The 18,905-nt window shown below is 68.4% G+C and carries 18 protein-coding genes; 13 read left to right on the top strand and 5 right to left on the bottom strand.

The genetic code is table 11. The annotated features are described in order from the left end of the window. Positions 1-84 precede the first annotated feature (84 nt). Genes MRBLWH10_RS08845 through MRBLWH10_RS08825 form a run of 5 tightly spaced genes read left to right on the top strand, consistent with a single transcriptional unit; the run spans position 85 to position 6,269 of the window. A complete protein-coding gene (locus MRBLWH10_RS08845; protein WP_341942410.1) occupies positions 85-1,350 on the top strand; it encodes an extracellular solute-binding protein in 1,266 nt (421 codons plus the stop codon). Between the two features lie 4 nt (positions 1,351-1,354). Then, positions 1,355-2,305, top strand: a complete 951-nt coding sequence (locus tag MRBLWH10_RS08840; RefSeq protein ID WP_341942409.1) for a sugar ABC transporter permease — start codon at positions 1,355-1,357, stop codon at positions 2,303-2,305. A gap of 4 nt (positions 2,306-2,309) precedes the next feature. Further along, positions 2,310-3,197, top strand: a complete 888-nt coding sequence (locus MRBLWH10_RS08835; protein WP_341942408.1) for a carbohydrate ABC transporter permease — start codon at positions 2,310-2,312, stop codon at positions 3,195-3,197. Between the two features lie 46 nt (positions 3,198-3,243). After that, the gene (locus tag MRBLWH10_RS08830; RefSeq protein WP_341942407.1) at positions 3,244-5,082 is read left to right on the top strand and encodes a glycoside hydrolase family 3 N-terminal domain-containing protein; all 1,839 of its coding nucleotides are present in this window, start codon (positions 3,244-3,246) and stop codon (positions 5,080-5,082) included. Positions 5,083-5,135: 53 nt separating this feature from the next. Beyond that, positions 5,136-6,269, top strand: a complete 1,134-nt coding sequence (locus tag MRBLWH10_RS08825; protein ID WP_341942406.1) for a LacI family DNA-binding transcriptional regulator — start codon at positions 5,136-5,138, stop codon at positions 6,267-6,269. Between the two features lie 12 nt (positions 6,270-6,281). Here MRBLWH10_RS08825 and MRBLWH10_RS08820 read toward each other — a convergent pair whose 3' ends face one another. Continuing rightward, on the bottom strand, positions 6,282-7,151 hold the full coding sequence (locus tag MRBLWH10_RS08820) for a fumarylacetoacetate hydrolase family protein (RefSeq protein ID WP_341942405.1): 870 nt from the start codon (positions 7,149-7,151) through the stop codon (positions 6,282-6,284). An 88-nt stretch (positions 7,152-7,239) separates the two neighbouring features. Here MRBLWH10_RS08820 and MRBLWH10_RS08815 point away from each other — a divergent pair, with 88 nt between their 5' ends. Continuing rightward, positions 7,240-8,664: a PrsW family intramembrane metalloprotease gene (locus MRBLWH10_RS08815; protein WP_341942404.1), complete on the top strand. Its 1,425-nt coding sequence runs from the start codon at positions 7,240-7,242 to the stop codon at positions 8,662-8,664. A 12-nt stretch (positions 8,665-8,676) separates the two neighbouring features. Further along, positions 8,677-9,378: an alpha/beta hydrolase gene (locus MRBLWH10_RS08810; RefSeq protein WP_341942403.1), complete on the top strand. Its 702-nt coding sequence runs from the start codon at positions 8,677-8,679 to the stop codon at positions 9,376-9,378. A gap of 158 nt (positions 9,379-9,536) precedes the next feature. Here the strand turns inward: MRBLWH10_RS08810 and MRBLWH10_RS08805 are convergent, their stop codons facing one another. Next, a complete protein-coding gene (locus MRBLWH10_RS08805) occupies positions 9,537-10,247 on the bottom strand; it encodes a cache domain-containing protein (protein WP_341942402.1) in 711 nt (236 codons plus the stop codon). A gap of 35 nt (positions 10,248-10,282) precedes the next feature. Next, positions 10,283-11,080, bottom strand: a complete 798-nt coding sequence (locus tag MRBLWH10_RS08800; protein WP_105674571.1) for a GntR family transcriptional regulator — start codon at positions 11,078-11,080, stop codon at positions 10,283-10,285. Positions 11,081-11,196: 116 nt separating this feature from the next. On the opposite strand from MRBLWH10_RS08800, the gene MRBLWH10_RS08795 reads away from it, so the two are divergent. The 6 genes from MRBLWH10_RS08795 (at position 11,197) to MRBLWH10_RS08770 (ending at position 16,388) form a co-directional block, all read left to right on the top strand. After that, the gene (locus MRBLWH10_RS08795; protein WP_341942401.1) at positions 11,197-12,267 is read left to right on the top strand and encodes an ABC transporter ATP-binding protein; all 1,071 of its coding nucleotides are present in this window, start codon (positions 11,197-11,199) and stop codon (positions 12,265-12,267) included. Positions 12,268-12,313: 46 nt separating this feature from the next. Then, on the top strand, positions 12,314-13,498 hold the full coding sequence (locus MRBLWH10_RS08790; RefSeq protein ID WP_341942400.1) for an extracellular solute-binding protein: 1,185 nt from the start codon (positions 12,314-12,316) through the stop codon (positions 13,496-13,498). 67 nt (positions 13,499-13,565) lie between these two features. After that, entirely contained in the window at positions 13,566-14,393 is an 828-nt protein-coding gene (locus MRBLWH10_RS08785) for an ABC transporter permease (RefSeq protein WP_341942399.1), read from the top strand. A gap of 7 nt (positions 14,394-14,400) precedes the next feature. Next, positions 14,401-15,213 carry an ABC transporter permease gene (locus MRBLWH10_RS08780; protein ID WP_223586598.1) on the top strand — a complete coding sequence of 271 codons (813 nt, stop codon included), beginning with the start codon at positions 14,401-14,403 and terminating at the stop codon, positions 15,211-15,213. Between the two features lie 86 nt (positions 15,214-15,299). After that, a complete protein-coding gene (locus MRBLWH10_RS08775) occupies positions 15,300-15,668 on the top strand; it encodes an FKBP-type peptidyl-prolyl cis-trans isomerase (RefSeq protein ID WP_105674561.1) in 369 nt (122 codons plus the stop codon). A 165-nt stretch (positions 15,669-15,833) separates the two neighbouring features. Beyond that, positions 15,834-16,388, top strand: a complete 555-nt coding sequence (locus tag MRBLWH10_RS08770) for a YceI family protein (protein WP_223586597.1) — start codon at positions 15,834-15,836, stop codon at positions 16,386-16,388. A 124-nt stretch (positions 16,389-16,512) separates the two neighbouring features. On the opposite strand, the gene MRBLWH10_RS08765 is transcribed toward MRBLWH10_RS08770, so the two are convergent. Both MRBLWH10_RS08765 and MRBLWH10_RS08760 read right to left on the bottom strand, forming a co-directional pair. After that, positions 16,513-17,406, bottom strand: coding sequence for a hypothetical protein (locus MRBLWH10_RS08765; RefSeq protein WP_341942398.1), 894 nt, complete (start codon positions 17,404-17,406; stop codon positions 16,513-16,515). 58 nt (positions 17,407-17,464) lie between these two features. Further along, complete coding sequence (locus tag MRBLWH10_RS08760) at positions 17,465-18,757, bottom strand: MFS transporter (protein WP_341942397.1); 1,293 nt, start codon at positions 18,755-18,757, stop codon at positions 17,465-17,467. Between the last annotated feature and the right edge of the window lie 148 nt (positions 18,758-18,905).

The following is an 18,905-nucleotide window of genomic DNA, read 5'->3' as shown; positions in this document are numbered from 1 at the left end:
CCGATCGGGAATCTATGCGCTTAGATAGCAGGACATGCGAGTTTAAGCGCATAGATTCTGAGCGAGCGATTCGAGGAGGAAGACGTGAAGTTCACGAGCGTACTGGGGGGAGTGGCGGCTCTGACCGCTGCAACCCTGCTGCTGAGCGGATGCGGGCGTACGGATGACGCCGCATCCGGACCCGGCGAGACGACGACGATCGACGACGGACCCGCGACGGGAACGATCTCCATCTGGGCGATGGGAGCGGAGGGCGAGGCCCTTCCTGACTTCGTGAAGGCGTTCCAGAAGGAGAATCCCGATGTGAAGATCGACGTGACGCCGATCCCGTGGGATGCCGCGCACAACAAGATCCAGACCGCCATCGCCGGTGGCAACACCCCCGACATCGCGATGATGGGGACGACCTGGATGGCCGACTTCGCCGACGCCTTCGCGACGGTTCCGGAGCAGATCTCCACCGACGGCTTCTTCGAGGGAGCACTGAGCACGACGAAGGTGGGCGACCGCGCCGCGGGGGTGCCCTGGTACGTGGACACTCGCGTGCTCTACTACCGCACCGACATCGCGGAGAAGGCGGGCTGGACCGAGGCGCCGAAGACCTGGGAAGAGCTGTCGCAGATGGCCGCCGACATGCAGAGCAAGGGCGGCTCCACGTGGGGCATGCGCCTGCCGGCGGGCAACGACTCCTTCCAGGGCGCCATGTGGATGCCGTGGTCGGCCGGGGCCGAGCTCACCGACGGCAAGAAATGGACTCTCGACACCCCCGAGATGACGAAGGGGCTGGAGTACTACCAGAGCTTCTTCACGGACGGCATCGCCGACCCGAACGTCGACACCTCTCCCGGCGCGACCGAGGCCGAGTTCGTCGACGGCACGGCGCCGATGGTCGTCGAAGGGCCGTTCCTGCGCGGCCAGCTCGAAGCCGTCGGCGGCGAAGGCTTCGCCGACAAGTACACGACGGCGGTGCTTCCGGCTCTCGACGGCTCCGTGTCCTTCAGCGGCGGAGCGAACCTCGTCGTGTTCGACGGCAGTGACAACGCGTCATCCGCGTGGAAGCTCGTCGACTGGCTGAGCCAGCCGAAGACGCAGGCCGCGTTCTTCGAGGCGACCGGTGACCTGCCCGCATCCACCGCGGCGTGGAAGGAGTCGGCCGTCGCCGGCGATGCCGGACTCGCGACGTTCGGCACGCAGCTGGAGACCGCCAAGGCGCCGCCGGTGACGACGAGCTGGGTCAAGGTCGCTGCCAAGGGCGACCAGGCGCTGGAGGCCCTCCGTCGTGGGACGGGCGACGTCGCCGACGTCCTGAAGACGCTGCAGGGCGAAGCGGACACCATCGGGCTGGACTGAGCCGATGTCCGCATCCAGCGCCACCGCCGCGAGGGCCGTCCGCGGCCCTCGCGGCGAGGGGAAGCGAAGCCTGGGCGCGGTGCGTCGCAGGCGTCAGGCCTTCGTCGCCTGGGGCTTCGCCCTCCCGTTCGTCGTCGTGTTCGCGATCTTCATGCTGTTCCCGATCGTCGGATCGTTCGCGATGTCCTTCACCGATTTCACGGCGCGCGACATCAGGTCCCCGTTCGCGGTGAACTTCGTGGGTCTCGAGCAGTTCTTCACCCTGTTCGCCGACTCCCGATTCCTCACCTCTCTCGGGGTCACCGGCATCTTCGTCCTCGTCGGCATCCCGATCACGATGATCGTGGCTCTCGCTCTCGCTCTCGCGCTCAACAACGGGCGCGGACGGATCGTCTCGTTCTTCCGCGTGGGCTTCTACGCGCCCGTGGTGACGAGCATCGTGGCGATCTCCGTGGTGTGGCGCTACATCCTGCAGCCGGACGGGCTGCTGAACTCGGCACTCGCGCTGGTCGGAATCGACGGCCCCAACTGGCTCAACGATCCCGCCTTCGCGCTGCCGTCGCTCATCATGATGGCGGTGTGGCGCAACGTCGGCACGCTCATGGTGATCTTCCTCGCGGGGCTCCAGGCCGTGCCGGAAGACGTGAACGAGGCCGCCACGATGGACGGCGCCTCGCCCTGGCGTCGTCTCATCTCGGTGACGCTGCCGCTGCTGCGGCCGACTCTGCTCCTCGGAGCCGTCCTCATCTCCGTCGGCTACCTCCAGTTCTTCGAGGAGGCCTTCGTGATGACCAAGGGCGGCCCGCTGGACTCGACGCTCTCCGTCGCCTTCTACACGTATCAGCAGTTCGGCTTCGGGGAGTACGGCCTCGCATCGGCGGCGAGCTACGTGCTCTTCCTCGCGATCGCCCTGATCAGCCTGCTGCAGTTCCGGCTGCTCCGTTCGAAGGACTGACGCCATGATGACCTCCACGCTCGCCCCCGCTGCGGATGCTGCGGCGCACCGCCGTCCGAAGCGGCGCCGCTCGACGGGCCGCAGCGGCCGCGCACTCACCTACACCGTCCTGGCCGTCGGACTCGTGCTGTGGCTGATCCCCTTCGTCTGGATGGTGCTGGGCTCCGTCAAGACGCAGGGGGAGATCCTCCGCCGACCGCCGACCTGGTGGCCGGAGAACCCCACGGGCGAGAACTTCGCCGCCTGGTTCGGTCCGCTCGACTTCGGGCACTTCTTCGTGAACAGCCTCGTCGTCGCGGTGGTCACCGTGCTCGGCAACATGGTGTTCTGCTCGATGGTCGGCTATGCGCTCGCCAAGATGGAGTTCCCCGGCAAGAAGGCGCTGTTCGGGCTCGTCATGGTCACCCTCATGGTGCCCGGCGTCGTCACGTTCGTCCCGCTGTTCGTCATGGTCTCCGCGCTCGGTCTGGTGAACACGTTCCCCGGACTCATCCTGCCCTTCCTGACGGCGCCGATCGGGGTGTTCCTCATGCGGCAGTTCATGCTCGGCATCCCCGAGCCGCTGCTGGAGGCGGCTCGACTGGACGGCGCAGGAGAGTGGCGCATCTTCACGCGCATCGTCATGCCGCTGTGCGGGCCGCCGCTGGCGACCCTCGGCATCCTCACGTTCCTGTCCTCCTGGAACAACTTCCTCTGGCCCCTCGTCGCGGCGCAGACGCAGGAGATGTACACGCTCCCCGTCGCCCTGTCGCTCTACTCGACGGGACAGAATGCGACCGACTACGGCCTGCTGCTCGCCGGCTCGGTCCTCGTCATCACGCCGATCCTCCTCCTGTTCGTCTTCCTGCAGCGCTGGTTCATCCGCGGTGTCGCGACGACCGGGCTGAAGTAGACGGCATCCCTCGTCATCTCCCCGTCCCACGGAAAGCAGGACACGCATGAACCCCCACCTCCGCACGTCGAGCGACGGCGTCGAGTACCGCGATCTCAACGGAAACGGGACGATGGATCCGTACGAGGATCCGCGTCTGTCTCCCGCTGAGCGCACCGAGGACCTGCTCGGACGCCTGTCCGTCGAGGAGAAGGCCGGGCTGATGTTCCAGACGGTCATCGAGATCGGGCCCGACGGCGAGGTGCTCGAGACCCCGGGCGCGATCTCCAAGTCGCCGACATCGGACGTCGTGCTCCGCAAGCACCTCAACCACTTCAACGTGCACGCCATGCGGACGGCGCGCGACGGGGCGCGCTGGAACAACAACCTGCAGCGCCTCGCCGAGCAGACGCCGCACGGCATTCCGGTCACGATCAGCACCGACCCGCGGCACGCCTTCGTGGAGAACACGGGAGTCGCCTTCTCCGCCGGTCCGTTCTCGCAGTGGCCGGAGGCGATGGGGCTCGCCGCGATCGACGACATCGACCTGATCCGGCGCTTCGCCGACACGGCGCGTCAGGAATACCTCGCCGTGGGGATCCGTGCGGCGCTGCATCCGCAGATCGACCTGCCCACCGAAGCGCGGTGGGGGCGTCAGGCGCAGACCTTCGGCTACGACGCTGACCGCGTCTCCGAGATCACCGCGGCGTACCTGCAGGGCTTCCAGGGCGAGACGCTCGGCGTGCAGAGCGTGGCGTGCACCACGAAGCACTTCCCCGGCGGCGGACCGCAGCTGGATGGGGAGGACGCGCACTTCCCCTACGGGCGCGAGCAGGTCTACCCCGGCGGACGCTTCGAGGAGCATCTGAAGCCGTTCGTGGAGGCCATCAGGCAGGGCACCGCCGGCATGATGCCGTACTACGGGATGCCCGTCGATCTGGTGCGCAACGGCGAGCGCATCGCCGAGGTCGGCTTCGGGTACAACCGTCAGATCATCACCGACCTCCTCCGCGAGGAGCTCGGCTACGACGGCGTCGTCGTCACCGACTGGGAGCTCGTCAACGACAACCACGTCGGAGATCAGGTGCTGCCGGCGCGGGCATGGGGCGTCGAGCATCTCACGCCGATCGAGCGCATGCAGATGCTCCTCGACGCGGGCGCCGACCAGTTCGGAGGGGAGGAGTGCGTGGAGCTGCTCCTCGAACTCGTCGCGTCCGGTGCGGTTCCCGAGGCGCGGCTCGACGAGTCGGTGCGGCGGATCCTGCTCGTGAAGTTCCAGCTGGGCCTGTTCGACGACCCGTTCGTCGACGAGGGCGAAGCCGAACGCATCGTCGGATCGGCCGCCTTCCGCGCGGAGGGCTTCCGGGCGCAGGCGGAGTCGGTCACCGTGCTCGAGAACCGCGACGGGATGCTGCCGCTCTTCGGCGGCGCGCGCCCCCGCGTGTACGCGGAGGGAGTGCGCGAGCGTGCGCTGGACGAGTACGCGGACTCGGTGCCGCGTCCGGAGGACGCGGATCTCGCGATCGTGAGGATCGGAGCACCGTTCGAACCGCGCGACGACCTCTTCCTCGAACGATGGTTCCATCAGGGGTCCCTGGAGTTCCCTCCCGGACTGGTCGTGCGCCTGCAGCGCATCGCCGCGCACTGTCCGCTCGTGGTGATCGTGAACCTCGACCGCCCCGGCATCCTCACCCCGCTCGTGCCCTTCGCATCCGCGCTGGTCGTCGACTTCGGGACCTCGGACGAGGCGGTGCTCGCGGCTCTCTCCGGGAGGATCGCGCTCCGCGGAACCCTGCCCGTGGAGATCCCCCGGTCCATGGAGGCCGTGCGCCGATCGAGGGCCGATGTTCCCGGGGACACCGCAGATCCGCTGTACCCGCTGCGCAGCGGACTCACCCTGACCTGACGGCGGCCGGAGTCTGCGGCCGTCAGTAGAATCGCCCAGAGAGCGAGGTGTCCATGGCGTCCAGCCGCCCCACCGTCTACGACGTCGCCGAACGCGCGGGCGTCTCCATCGCGACGGTGTCCTTCGCATTCCGCAGGCCTGAGAAGGTCCGCCCGGAGACGAGGGATGCCGTGCTGGAGGCGGCGCGGGAGATCGGCTACGTCCCGAGCGGTTCCGCCCGCAACCTCGCCAGGGGCCGCACGGGTGTCCTCGGTCTCCACCTGTTCGATCTGCTCCTCGACGGCCCGCAGGACGGCGCTCTGCCGCAGCAGCCGGGCGCCCACGAGAAGCGCGTCGACATCGAGACGCTGGATCTCGACGCGGGGCTCGTGCCCTGGGATGCCGCGGAGGACGCCCGCCTCAGCGAGCCCCAGACGTTCCCGCTCTACGTCGACGAGGTGCAGCGCGGCTTCGTGCTGGAGTGCAAGTGCAACGGCCGCGCCGTGCTGCTCAGCACGGGCGGGACGGGACTGTCCGACGTCGCCGACACCGCGGGACGGGTGGACGGGCTCGCGGTGCTGCCGGGGAAGTCGGCGATGGCCTCTCTCGCCTCCGTGGCGTCGAACCTCCCCGTCGTGGTGCTCAGCAGCGAGACCGGCGACGGCCACCACGTTCTCGTGGACAACGTCGGCGGCGAACGACTACTCATCGATCACCTCGTCGACGTGCATGGCGCGTCGACGCTGGGGTGGATCGGCGCGCGCCTCTCGCACGACTACGCAGAGCGCGGGGACGCGTTCTTCCGGATCCTCGCCGAACGCGGAGACGCCGTGACGGGGGAGCAGCTCGACGAGGTCGATCTCGACATCGCGCCGGACTTCGCCGACGTCGTCACCCGTGCCCGCGCGGGCACCCTGCCGGATGCTCTCGTCTGCGCGAGCGACCAGGTCGCCATCGCCCTCATGGACGTGCTGCGCGCCGAGGGCGTCGAGGCGCCTCGCGATGTGCTCATCGTCGGATTCGACGGCATCCTCGCGGCTCGCACGACGACGCCGACGCTCACGACGATTCGTCAGCCGATGGAACTGATGGGCAGGATCGCCGCGCACCTTCTGCTGACGGACCCCGGCGACGGCTCGATGGCGCCGAGGACCGTGCGCCTCGGCGTCGGGCTCCAGCGCGGTGAGAGCTGCGGCTGCGCCGGCTGACGGCGACCGCGGTCAGTCGATCATGCGGCAGTGCGTGGTGAGTTCGCCGATGCCGTCGATGCCGACCGTGACCGTGGAGCGGTCGCGCAGGAAGATCTGCGGGTCACGCGAGTAGCCGGCGCCGCCCGGGCTTCCGGTGGAGATCAGCGTGCCGGGCAGCAACGTGAGCGACTGCGACAGGTGCGCGATGAGCTTCGCGACCGACCGCACCATCTGCCCCGTGGTGGCGTCCTGCACGGTGTGGCCGTCGACGACGGCCCAGATGTGGAGATCCTGCGGGTCGGGGATCTCGTCGACGGTGACCGCGAACGGACCCGTTGGGGTGAACCCGTCGAAGGACTTGCAGCGAGACCACTGCGCCTCGGCGAACTGGACGTTGCGAGCCGTGATGTCGTTGACGACCGTGTAGCCCCAGACGTGGCTCAGGGCCTCGGCCTCGGCGACGTCCTTCGCCGGCGTGCCGATGAGCACACCGAGCTCCGCCTCGTAGTCGACCGCTTCGCTGAGCGCGCGCGGCCAGGTCGTCGTCTCTCCGTGACCGGTGAGCGAGTTGGGCCACAGAGTGAAGACGGTGGGGGCGGCATCGGTCTTCAGACCGAGCTCGCTGGAGTGCGCGGCGTAGTTGAGACCGACGGCCAGCACGGCCGGCGGCGCGAGGACGGCGGATGCGAACGCCCACTCGTCGAGCGGATGACGCGGCGCTGACGCCGACGACAGCGCGGAGCGCAGGGCGTCCAGGGTCTCGTCGCCTCCCTCGATCAGCTGCTGCAGGGTGGCAGGAGGGTCGGACAGGAGATCAGAGACGAGGATGGCGTCGGTGCCCTCCACGACCGCGAGATGAGCGGCGGGGGAGTCGGCACGGCGCAGATGAGCGAACCGCATACCTCTACGGTAGCCGCCATGCCGCTGCGCCGCCTGGAGGAAGTCGCCATGACGAGAGGATCCTGATTGTGGCCAATATGCTGTGCCTATGAGTTCCGGAGGACCGTTCCAGCCATCGCCGTACACTCCGCCGCCCGCCGGGCAGCCTCAGCCGGCACCGCAGCCCGGTCCGCAGGCGGCGCCCGCTCCGCAGTACGCACCCCCGCCGCAGCCGCCCTACGGCGCACCCGCACCGCACTATGCGCCGCCGGCGCAGTCGCCTCAGCCGCCCTACGGCGCACCCGCACCGCAGTACGGTGCTCAGCAGTACGCCCGGTCGGACTACACGCCGGCGGCCTTCGCCCAGCAGCCGGTCTACGGATCGGTGCTCGCCCAGCCCACTCCCTACGCGCCTCCCGCTCCCGTCGCGCCGTCGCCGGCTCAGGGGCTCCCGTCGCTCCCGGCGCCGCGGCGCGGCGGCCGCATCGCCCTCTACTCCCTGTTCGGCGTCCTCGGCTTCCTGCTGATGGCTCTGATCGGCTACTTCGCGATGTTCCTCGGCACCTGGGCATCCGTCATCGGGCTCGTCCTGGCGCTCATCCCGCTCACGATCGTGTTCTTCGTCGTGCGCATGATCGACAGGTGGGAGCCGGAGCCCAAACTCCTGGTGTTCTTCGCGATCGCCTGGGGCGCGATCGCCGCCATCGGGCTCACGCTGCTCGTGGACTTCGGTCTCAGTGCTTTCTTCGGCCCGCGCAGCGACGCGGCCGCTGCGGTCGTGCAGGCGCCCGTCGTGGAGGAGTTCTGGAAGGGCGTCGGCGTCTTCCTCATCTTCCTCATCGCCAGGCGGAGCTTCGACGGGCCGGTCGACGGCGTGGTCTACGGCGCGCTGGTCGGCGCCGGGTTCGCGTTCACCGAGAACATCCAGTACTTCGCGATCAGCCTCATCGAGGGCGGAGGTCCCCAGCTGACGATGACCTTCGTGGTGCGCGCTCTGATGTCGCCCTTCGCCCACGCGATGTTCACCTCGCTCACCGGCCTCGCGATCGGCTTGGCGGCGCGTCGTCACGCGTCAGCGGGAGCGGCCCTCGGGTTCGGGGTTCTCGGCTGGATCGGCGCGATGCTCCTGCACGCGCTGTGGAACGGCACCGCCACCTTCTCCGACTTCTTCCTGCTGTACTTCACGCTGCAGGTGCCGCTGTTCGTCGGCTTCATCTTCGGGATCGTCGCGCTCCGTCGGGAGGAGGCGCGCCTGACGCGATCGCGTCTGGGCGAGTACGCGGCGGCCGGATGGTTCACCCCCGAGGAGGTGAACATGCTGGCGACCCCCGGTGGCCGCAAGGTCGGCATGAGCTGGGCCGCGCAGCTCCGGGGCGACAGGCGTCCGCTGATGCGCGAGTTCATCAAGGACGCGACGACGCTGGCATCGGTGCGTCAGCGTGCGATCACCGGGCGGGATCCGCTCGCCGCGCAGGACGAACAGGCGCTCCTCGTGCGAACCCGCGCCACCAGGGCAGCACTGCTGGCGTACTGAGCGGAGACGGTCATGAGCGCGTTCCTCCTCATCCACGGCGCCGGCGACGTCGGCTGGTCCTGGCACCTCGTGGGGGCCGAGCTCCGCGCGCGCGGCCACGAGGTGTTCGCGCCCGATCTGCCTGGGGGCGACGAGACCCAGGGGTTCGCGGACTACGCCGACGCCGTCGTCGCGGAGGTGGGGGAGCTGCACGATCTGGTCGTGGTGGGGCACTCGATGGGAGCCTTCACCGCTCCCATCCTCGCCGAGCGGTTGTCGGCCGACGTTCTCGTGCTCCTCGCCGGCATGATCCCTTCGCCGGGGGAGTCGCCCGACGAATGGTGGTCGCGCACCCGCTGCGGCGACGCGGTCGCCGCAGCCGCGGAGCGCGACGGAGGTCTCACGGGCAACGAGGATCCCTTCGTGAGCTTCTATCACGACGTGCCGCGCGAACTCGCCGAGGAGGCGATGAGCAAGGAGCGCGCGCATCCGTCTTCTGCCGCGATGGCGGCGCCCTGGCCGCTGGCCGAATGGCCCCGCGTGAGCACGAAGTACATCGTCTGCACCGAGGATCGCTTCTTCCCGCCGGAGTTCCTCAGGGCGCTCGCACTCGAGCGGCTCGATGTCGTCGCGGATGACATCACGGGGAGCCACTGCGTTCCGCTCAGCCACCCCGTCGAGCTCGCGGTGATGCTCGAGGGCTACGCCGCAGAGGCCCGTTCCGGACGGGAGTGAGCGGGCCGAGGCACCGGTCGCAGTGATACGTCGTAGCAAGACTCAGCGCCCGGTGCTGCGGCGATGCCTGCATGTCTACCGGGCGCTGAGTTGATCTGTAAACAGGGTGCACCCGGTGCTCTCGGGTGTCAAGAGGTTTCTTCGCGCCCCCTTCGGGGTCAGACCTCCTCGACGATCACATCGAGGGCCACACCCTCGCACGCGATCCGGGGGAGAGCGGCGAGCCGACTGCCGCGCACCGAGTCGCCCGTCGCGCACCGCGGATCGGTCGAGACCACCACGCGTCCGACACCGTTGGTGAGGGTCACCTGGTGGCCGAGTGCCATGAAGCGCGGTGTGAGCTCCTTCTCGACGGCGGCCACGAGCAGATCGAGGCCGGCGACGCCGATGCGCTCCCCGTCGATGTCGGCGGGGACGGCGATCGTGATGGTGTACTCGTCGCTGCAGAGGTAGTCCACGTACGGGCCGGCGACGTGCGGCTCTCCCGTGGTCATCGGCACGCGATACCACTCCAGGGCGCTGTAGTCGATGTCCTCCTTGTTCACCGTCTGGGAGGCGAGCACCAGCTGACGGTGGTCGGCGCCCTGCCACCACGCGAGGTGGCTGCGCGCGTCGGCGAGGAGATCGATCGCGGCGATGAAACCCGCTCCGTACACGGGAACGCCGGGCAGCTCGAGGGATGCGAGGGCGTGCGGCTCGACGAGCGCATCGATCCTCGCGCTGGTGAGCGGGCTGGTGGCGCGAACGTCCGCCACCTGTGCTGCGAACCGGGGAGCCCAGGCGCGCAGCGCGCGGATGGGCTCGGAGAAGTATCCCCGGACGATCTCGGCCGCGGCCTCGACCGCTGTGGTCTCGGTTCCTGTGGTCATCGCGTCCTCCTGTGCACGTCGATGTCGGTCATCTGTCAGCCGGCTGCAGCCTGCAGCTGGATGAGTGCGTCGATGGTCTCGGAGACCATGAGCTCGGTCCTGGCGCCCGCGGCATCCGGATCCGCGGCCTCGACCGCGTCGATGACGGCGGCGAGATGCCGGGCCTGTCGCAGTCTGTCATCGCTCTCAGACGCGACCAGGCGGAGGTACGGCGAGAGCTCTGCCTGCAGCTTCATCTGCTCCCTGGTCAGGCGCGCGGACTGGCTCAGCGCCACGATCTCGATCTGGACGTCGTCGAGGAGACGGCGCTGCTGATCGCCGTCCAGCTCGCTCAGCCGCTCGATGCGCCGCCGCACCTGCTGCGTCTCCGTGGGATCGGCTCGGCGTGCCGCGAGACGCACGCAGGCGCCGGTGATCGCCGCGTAGTGCGCGCCGAGATCGCGCAGCGCCACGCGGGAGGTCGACCGGACGGCCTCGCGGGCGAAGGAGAGCGGGTCCGCGTGCTCCGCGACGAAGCTGCCGCCGTTGCGTCCGCGCCGTGTCGTGACGAGCCCGCGCCCGCGCAGGGCGAGGAGCGCCTCGCGGACCGTGACAGGAGCGACTCCGAGGCTCTTGGCGAGATCCGCCTCGGTGGGAAGCCGTTCGCCGGCCCGCAGATGGCCGCGGGTGATCGCGTCGACGAGCCTGCGCTCGACGAGCTCGGCGCGGCCCTCGTCTCCGATCGGCTGGAAGAGCGCCCCCTGCAGGCGGTGAGGATGCTGCTGCACGCGGCTCTCCGGCGCCGTCGCAGCGGAATCGGCGGCGGCCTCTGTGGGCGCTGCAATCGGTTCCATCCTCAGATTCTCCACCCTTGTCGGTGAACGCGACAAAATCGGTACTTGAAATATTACCTCTGTGTTTATATGTTTAGGAAACCTTCCGAGTTCGACGTTGATCCGAGGAGCGCGAGATGATCGCCACAGCCCCCGTCGCCGACGCAGTCGCCGATCCCCCCAAGACCGATGGCACCGTGACTCTGCACGGCGTCACGAAGTCGTTCGGCGAGTTCACCGCCGTCCGCGACCTGGAACTCGAGGTCGCATCGGGGGAGTTCCTCTCGATGCTCGGTCCCTCGGGCTCCGGCAAGACGACGGTGCTCCGCATGATCGCCGGGTTCGAGGATGCGACGAGCGGCGTCATCCGCCTGTCCGGGGTCGACGTCACCCGCACGCCGCCGCACGCGCGGCAGGTGAACACGGTCTTCCAGGACTACGCGCTGTTCCCGCACCTCACCATCGCGGAGAACGTGGGATACGGGCTCAAGGTGAGGGGAGAGGGCAAGGCCACGCGCACCGAGCGCGTGCGTCGTGCGCTCCAGCAGGTTCGTCTCGACCATGTCGCCGGCCGACTCCCTCATCAGCTCTCCGGAGGACAGCGGCAGCGCATCGCCCTCGCCCGTGCGCTCATCCTGCGTCCGCAGGTGCTCCTGCTCGATGAGCCTCTCGGAGCGCTCGACAAGCAGCTCCGCGAGCAGATGCAGATCGAGCTCAAGCAGATCCAGCGTGAAGTGGGCATCACGTTCATCTTCGTGACGCACGACCAGGAAGAGGCGCTCACCCTCAGCGACCGCGTCGCCGTCTTCAACAACGGACGGATCGAACAGATCGGGACAGCACGCGACGTCTACGAGTTCCCTCAGACGGAGTTCGTCGCGCGTTTCCTCGGTCTCTCCAACCTCATCGGGGGCGACCTCGCGGGAGAGCTCACGGGCGACAGCCGCACGATGAGCATCCGGCCGGAGCGCGTTCGGCTGCTCGGCGTCGACGACGCGCACGACGAGGGCGAGGTCTCGCTGACGGGGGTCGTCCGCGAGGTCGTCTACACGGGGCCGGCGACGCGATTCCTCGTCTCGACGGACGCCGAGGCCGACATCATCGCCGAACGCCCGAACGCACACCACCCCGCGGCGGGAGCCGCCTTCGGCCGCGGGGACCACGTCCGTGTCGCGTGGACACCTGACCATGCGGCGCGGCTCCCCTGAAACACCCGTACACCCACCTGCAGCACCGATCACAAAGGAGCGATCCATGCGTAAGAAGATCCTGACCGTATCGGCGATGACCGCCGTCGCCGTGCTCTCCCTGTCCGCCTGTTCCGGAACGACCGACGCCCCCGCGGAGGGGGGAGGCCAGCTCGAGATCGACGTCCCCGACATCCCGATGCAGAAGGAGCTCGGCGACTATGAGGGAGAGGTCAACATCGTCGCCTGGAGCGGTTTCGTCGAGTCCGACTGGAGCGACGCGTTCACCGAGGAGACGGGGTGCGTCGTGAACCGCCGCGTCGCCGGCACGAGCGACGAGATGGTGCAGCTCATGCGCACGGGGGACTACGACCTGGTGTCGGCCTCGGGTGACGCGAGCCTCCGCCTCATCGCCGGCGGCGATGTGCAGCCGCTCAACCTCGAGCTGATCCCGAACTTCGGCGACGACATCGTCGAGGGGATGAAGGGGCAGATCTACGACACGATCAACGGCAAGTCCTACGGCATCCCGATCGGCCGCGGCGCGAACATCCTGCAGTACGACAGCGAGGTCGTCACCGAAGAACCCACCAGCTGGGACGTGGCCTGGGAGAAGGACAGTCCGTATGCGGGCAAGATCATCGCCTACGACGCGCCGATCTACATCGCCGACGCCGCGGTCTACCTCATGGCGCACGAACCGGAGCTCGGCATCAAGAACCCGTACGCCCTGGACGAGGAGCAGCTCGCCGCCGTGGTCGACCTGCTGAAGCAGCAGAACGGCATCGTCTCGGAGTACTGGGCCGATCCTGCTGCTCAGATCACCTCGTTCGCCGGCGGCACCACGGTGCTGGGCACGTCGTGGGAGGTGCTGCGCAAGCTCACCGAGGACGACAGGTTCAAGAGCGTGCTGCCGGAGGAAGGGTCGACCGGATGGTCGGACGCGTGGATGCTCGCTGCCGAGGCGAAGAGCCCGAACTGCGCGTACGCGTGGATGGACTACGCGTCCTCGCCCGAGGTCAACGGCGCGATCGCGATGAACTTCGGCATGGCGCCTGCGAACGCGGCGTTCTGCGACACGAGCGACGAGGCGAAGGCGCACTGCGAGTACTACAACGCCACGAACGAGGAGTACTTCAAGAAGGTCTGGTTCTGGACGACGCCGATCGAGCAGTGCATCGACGGGCGGACCGATGTGACCTGCACCAACTTCCAGCAGTGGACAGACGCCTGGTTGACGGTCAAGAACTGATCCACCGGGGGCGGAGCCCGTTCGGGCTCCGCCCCACCGCACTCGACTTCTCGAGACAGGAATGACCATGAAGCGACGCGCACGGATCGCGGGGCTGCTCGCCCTGCCGATGGCCTGGCTCATCGGCGTCTACATCTTCTCCCTCGTGATGCTGCTGGTGACCGCCTTCTGGGTGACCGATCCCTTCACCTCGAAGGTGAAGCCGGGTTTCACGCTCGGCAACTTCGAACAGCTCATCGCCAATCCGGCCTATCTCTCGACGTCGTTGCGCACTCTGGGGATCGCCCTCGCCGTCACCGCGGTGTGCATCCTCATCTCCATCCCGCTCGGGATCTTCATGGCGAAGGTGGCTTCGCCATGGCTGCGCGGAGTGCTCGCGGCGTCGATCACGCTGCCGCTGTGGGCGGGCTATCTGGTGAAGGTCCTCGCCATGAGGATTACCTTCACGGAGGACGGGTTCTTCAACTGGCTGGTCGGACCCGTCGGCGGGCGCGGGCCGGGATTCAGCGCCTTCACCGTGATCCTCACCCTCACCTATCTCTGGCTGCCCTACATGGCCGTGCCCGTGTACACCGCGATCCGACAGCTGCCTCCGAATCTCTTCGACGCGTCGGCCGACCTCGGCGCAGGGTCGTGGCGCACGATCAGGACGGTCGTCCTGCCGCTCATCAAGCCGGCCGTCATCGCCGGCTCGGTCTTCACGTTCTCGCTGAGTCTCGGCGACTATCTCGTCGCCAAGTTCGTCGGGGGGTCGACGCAGATGATCGGAAGCGTGATCGCATCCAACATCAACCTCAACCCGCCCATCGCCGCGGCGTTCTCCCTCGTGCCCATCGCCTTCGTGGTGATCTACCTGGTCGGTGTCCAGCGCACCGGCGCACTGGAAAGGATGTGAGGCCGCCATGCTGAGACTGTCCAGGACCTCCAAGACGATCCTCGGGATCCTCGTCGCCGCGATCCTCGTGTTCATGTATGTGCCGCTGCTGCTCGTGGTGCTGAACTCCTTCAACGGGGCGCGGATCGCGAGCTGGCCGGTGAGCTCCTTCTCCCTGGAGTGGTGGGGCAAGGCCTTCGCGAGCGAACCCGTGCGCGCGGCTCTCCTGAACTCGATCCTGGTCGCGGCGGGAGCCACGGCGATCGCCCTCGTCCTCGGAACGCTCGTCGCCTTCGCGCTGCAGCGGTACTCGTTCTTCGGCCAGCGTGCGGTCAACCTGCTCGTCGTTCTGCCGATCGCGCTGCCCGGCATCGTCACCGGCGTGGCCCTGAGCAACACCTACAACCAGATCCTCGAGCCCATCGGCATCCAGGTCGGCTTCTTCGGGATGATCATCGCCCACGGCACGTTCTGCATCGTGATGGTGTTCAACAACGTGCTCGCACGCCTGCGCCGATTGAACCCCGGCATCGAAGAGGCCTCGAGAGACCTGGGCGCGACGCCGTGGCAGACCTTCCGTCTTGTCACCTTCCCGCAGTTCCGCAGCGCCTTCATCGCCGGAGGCATCCTCGCCTTCGCGCTGAGCTTCGACGAGGTCTACGTCACGATCTTCACCGCCCCGCCCGGGGTGGACACCCTTCCGCTGTGGATCATGAACCAGATGGCGAGGCCCAACGAGGCGAACGTCGTGAACGTGGTCGCCACCGTCGTCATCCTCGCCTCGTTCATCCCGGTGTGGGTGTCGCAGCGCCTCGGGAGGGACCTCGCCGACAGGGACTGAGACCTCGTTCGGCGGTCGCCGGAGTGTTCGCTGTGAGCAGGTGCGCTCGCGTTGACCGGGGGTCGGGGCTCGGGTTGGATGGAGTCATGACTGATCGTACGAAGCCTGAGTTCGACGCACCCGCCGGCCCCGCTCCCGCTGAGCTCGTCATCCGCGACATCATCGTGGGCGACGGCGCCGAGGCGAAGCCCGGCGACACCGTGACCGTCCACTACGCCGGCGTCGAGTTCGACTCCGGCGAGGAGTTCGACTCCTCGTGGGGTCGCGGCGAGACCATCCAGTTCCCGCTGCGCGGGCTCATCCAGGGCTGGCAGGACGGCATCCCTGGTATGAAGGTCGGCGGACGCCGTGAGCTGGTCATCCCTCCGCACCTGGCCTACGGCCCGGTCGGCGGCGGGCACTTCCTCTCCGGCAAGACCCTGATCTTCATCATCGATCTGGTCGCCGTCGGCTGATCCGCACTTCTGCGCAAGGCGTCTCGCTCCCTCGGGGGCGGGGCGCCTTCGTCATTTCGAAGAAGAATCTTCATTCACGGGAATACATGTCTGTGAATGCAAGTTGCACCACTCTGACGCCGCGCACGCGGCCGGACTTTTCGTCAGATCCTCAGAGGAGACACCATGACCAGCATCGACATCCCCGGCTACCGCTCCGGCACCTGGGTGCTCGACCCCGCGCACAGCGAGGTCACCTTCAGCGTCCGTCACATGATGATCTCGAAGGTGCGCGGCACGTTCGGCATCAAGTCCGCGACACTCGTCGCTCCGGAGAACCCGCTCGAGGCCAAGGTCACCGCCAGCGTCGACGTCTCCTCGATCGACACCAAGGATGAGGGCCGCGACACCCACCTCCGCTCCGCCGACTTCTTCGACACCGAGAACTTTCCGACCATGGAGTTCGTGTCGACCGGCACCCGCGTGGAGGACGGCGACTTCTTCGTGGACGGTGACCTCACCATCCGTGGCGTCTCGAAGCCCGTGAGCTTCGCGTTCGACTTCGGCGGCTTCGGCTCCGACCCGTGGGGTTCGTACAAGGCAGGCGCCTCTGCGACCACCGTCATCAACCGCGAGGACTTCGGCCTCACCTGGAACGCCGCCCTCGAGACCGGTGGGGTGCTCGTCGGCAAGGACATCACGATCAACCTCGACCTCCAGGGTGCCCTGCAGCAGGACTGATCGATCCCGCACCCGCATCCCCGACTGCGGGCGTCGATACTCTCGGCGCCCGCCGTCGGCGTATCCGGAGTCCGGGGTGTGTCGGATGCCTGCAGACCGGCTCTGGGCCGCCAGCCGCCGGCGGTCAACCTTCGGCCGGGGGAGAGAGACGCGAACCGACGGCTCGCAGCGACACCGCCGCCCATGTGCGGAAGGGCCTCCAGGCCTCGGAGATGCGCGCGAGCTCGTCATCGCTCGGTGTGTGGTCGAGGCCGTACAGGCTCTGGACGGCGGCCCGCGAGTGGTCCTCCTGAGTCGAGAGGACATCGGTCAGCCCGCACGCGCGAATGACGATGAGCGCGCCGTAGAAGGGGCCGATTCCGGGCAGCCGCTGCACATCGGACATGGCCTCAGCGGGGTCCATGGCGGTGAGGCGCGCCACGTCGAGCAGGCCCTCCTGCGCAGCGTGGGCGATCGCGTGCAGCCGCGGGATGCGGTCGGCAGGCAGCCCCGGCACCGCATCGAGGGCGAGCAGCTGATGCGGCAGGGGAAGGGCGGCTTCCGTGCGGCCGGCGAGTTCGAAAGCGGCGCCGTGCGCGAGTGAGAGCCGCTGGCGGAGGCCGATGCCCCGGCGTCGCGAGCGTCGAGCAGAGAGCGTCGCCCACACCGCCGCCTCGTACGGACTGTAGAAGTTCGACGGACGGAAGCCGGGAGCCTCGGCGTGCACTCGCGTGAGGACCGGATCCGCCGCGCAGACCGCGGACCACGCGTCTCCGTCCTGATCGGCGGACACGACGCGCGCGACCTGAGCGGAGATCGCTCCGAGATCTCCGTCGCCGTGCACGGTGAGCGTGAGCGCGCCCTCGGTCTGGCGCACCTCGACGCCGACCTGCGTGTCGAGCGCGTCCGTGCAGAAGGCCAGGCGCATCACGCCGTCGAAGGACGATTCGTCGCGGTGTCCGAAACCCATGAGTGCGACCTCGCGGAGGTCATAAGGCCCGGTGAGCGGCAGCGTGGCCGTGCGGATGGAGGTGCTCATGCCCACACACTGCACCCGACCTCCGACATCGCTGCGGTCTGCCGTCAGAACCCAGGGCTCAGGGCTCAGGGCTCTCCGCGTCGTAGGCGCGGAAGCGCGGATTCCTCCGGGCCAGCAGCGCCACGAGGGCGATCACGATGAACCCGCCCAGCAATGGCGGGAACCACAGCGCCGTGAAGGTGGCGAGGGTGCCGGCGTACAGCGCGCCCACCCGAGGCCCGCCCGCGACGACGATGATGAACACCCCCTGGAGGCGTCCTCTCATGGTGTCGGGCACGGCGGCCTGCATCATCGTGTTGCGGTAGATCGAGCTCACGTTGTCGGAGGCTCCTGAGAGGGCGAGCGCGACGCAGGCGGCCACGATGAGGGGAATGCTCGGAGATCTCCCGGTGGCCGAGCCGGTGAGGGCGCCGATGAGCAGGACCAGGCCGAACAGGGCGATCGCGGCTCCGTACGCCTCGACGGCTCTCGCGATGCCGCGTCCGTGCCACCGGTACTGCACGACGCGGCCGGAGAGCAGACTCGATCCGAAGGTGCCGACGGCGACGGCCGCGGTGAGCAGGCCGGTGGTGACGGCGCCTCCGCCGAGGATCACCGTGCCCAGCGCGGGGAAGAGCACGAGCGGCTGCCCGAAGGTCATCGCGACGATGTCGAGGATGTACTGCATCCGGATGTTCCCGGCCCTGCGGAGGAAGCGCCAGCCGTCCTTGAGAGACTCGAGGCCCGGCCGCACGGTCTCGCCCTCGGGGCGCAGCGCCGGGAGCGTCCACAGCCCGAGGAACATCGACAGTATGAGCACGACGTCGATCGAGTACGTCCAGCCGTATCCGATCAGGGCGACGAGGATGCCGGCCAGCGCTGGCCCCGCCATGACGGTGAGCCCGAACGCGACGCCGTTCAGCGCGGATGCCGCCGCGAGCTGATCTCTCGGGATCAGGCGGGGCACGATCGCGGTGCGGGTGGCCATGCCCACCGAGTTCGCGGCGGAGTTGATCATGCTGAGCGCGTAGAGCCACCAGATCGTCTCCATGCCGGTCCAGGTGAGCGCGGCGAGGAGTGCCGTCGAGGCGAACGTCACGGTGGCGGCGATCAACGCGACGAGACGGCGGTCGAAGGCGTCGGCGAGCATGCCGCCGTACAGGCCCGCGAGGATCATCGGCACGAGCCCCGCCACCGCGATCATCGACACGGCGAAGGTGCTGTGCGTGAGGGAGAACACGTGCAGCATCACGGTGACGATGGTGAGCTGCCCGCCGATGCCGGTGAGGGTGGATCCGATCCACATCCTGGCGAACGCCGGGCTCCGCCGCAGCGGGGTCAGATCGATGAGATGGCCGCGCGTCGCGCTCACTGTTCTTCTCGGTCCTGCACCCTCCGAGCGTATCCGAGGGGCGGGGGAGTGGGCGCCGCGCATGGTCGCCCGCAGGTGCGGATGGCTGGTAGACTCTTCAGGTTGCCGTTTGATCGGCCGCGGATAAAGAGAGCTCGCACATCAGGTG

The sequence above is a fragment of the Microbacterium sp. LWH10-1.2 genome (genome assembly GCF_038397765.1).
Classification (GTDB): Bacteria; Actinomycetota; Actinomycetes; order Actinomycetales; family Microbacteriaceae; genus Microbacterium; species Microbacterium natoriense.
Note: the sequence above shows the minus strand (reverse complement) of the source record. Positions and strands in the feature narration are given on the sequence as shown.

Excerpts from the sequence above, each read along its gene's own strand:
- MRBLWH10_RS08800 (WP_105674571.1), bottom strand. The coding sequence starts at position 11,080 with ATGGAACCGATTGCAGCGCCCACAGAGGCCGCCGCCGATTCCGCTGCG.
- MRBLWH10_RS08830 (WP_341942407.1), top strand. The coding sequence starts at position 3,244 with ATGAACCCCCACCTCCGCACGTCGAGCGACGGCGTCGAGTACCGCGAT.
- MRBLWH10_RS08835 (WP_341942408.1), top strand. The coding sequence starts at position 2,310 with ATGATGACCTCCACGCTCGCCCCCGCTGCGGATGCTGCGGCGCACCGC.
- MRBLWH10_RS08775 (WP_105674561.1), top strand. The coding sequence starts at position 15,300 with ATGACTGATCGTACGAAGCCTGAGTTCGACGCACCCGCCGGCCCCGCT.
- MRBLWH10_RS08765 (WP_341942398.1), bottom strand. The coding sequence starts at position 17,406 with ATGAGCACCTCCATCCGCACGGCCACGCTGCCGCTCACCGGGCCTTAT.
- MRBLWH10_RS08785 (WP_341942399.1), top strand. The coding sequence starts at position 13,566 with ATGAAGCGACGCGCACGGATCGCGGGGCTGCTCGCCCTGCCGATGGCC.
- MRBLWH10_RS08825 (WP_341942406.1), top strand. The coding sequence starts at position 5,136 with ATGGCGTCCAGCCGCCCCACCGTCTACGACGTCGCCGAACGCGCGGGC.
- MRBLWH10_RS08790 (WP_341942400.1), top strand. The coding sequence starts at position 12,314 with ATGCGTAAGAAGATCCTGACCGTATCGGCGATGACCGCCGTCGCCGTG.
- MRBLWH10_RS08805 (WP_341942402.1), bottom strand. The coding sequence starts at position 10,247 with ATGACCACAGGAACCGAGACCACAGCGGTCGAGGCCGCGGCCGAGATC.
- MRBLWH10_RS08815 (WP_341942404.1), top strand. The coding sequence starts at position 7,240 with ATGAGTTCCGGAGGACCGTTCCAGCCATCGCCGTACACTCCGCCGCCC.
- MRBLWH10_RS08810 (WP_341942403.1), top strand. The coding sequence starts at position 8,677 with ATGAGCGCGTTCCTCCTCATCCACGGCGCCGGCGACGTCGGCTGGTCC.
- MRBLWH10_RS08840 (WP_341942409.1), top strand. The coding sequence starts at position 1,355 with ATGTCCGCATCCAGCGCCACCGCCGCGAGGGCCGTCCGCGGCCCTCGC.
- MRBLWH10_RS08820 (WP_341942405.1), bottom strand. The coding sequence starts at position 7,151 with ATGCGGTTCGCTCATCTGCGCCGTGCCGACTCCCCCGCCGCTCATCTC.
- MRBLWH10_RS08770 (WP_223586597.1), top strand. The coding sequence starts at position 15,834 with ATGACCAGCATCGACATCCCCGGCTACCGCTCCGGCACCTGGGTGCTC.
- MRBLWH10_RS08780 (WP_223586598.1), top strand. The coding sequence starts at position 14,401 with ATGCTGAGACTGTCCAGGACCTCCAAGACGATCCTCGGGATCCTCGTC.
- MRBLWH10_RS08795 (WP_341942401.1), top strand. The coding sequence starts at position 11,197 with ATGATCGCCACAGCCCCCGTCGCCGACGCAGTCGCCGATCCCCCCAAG.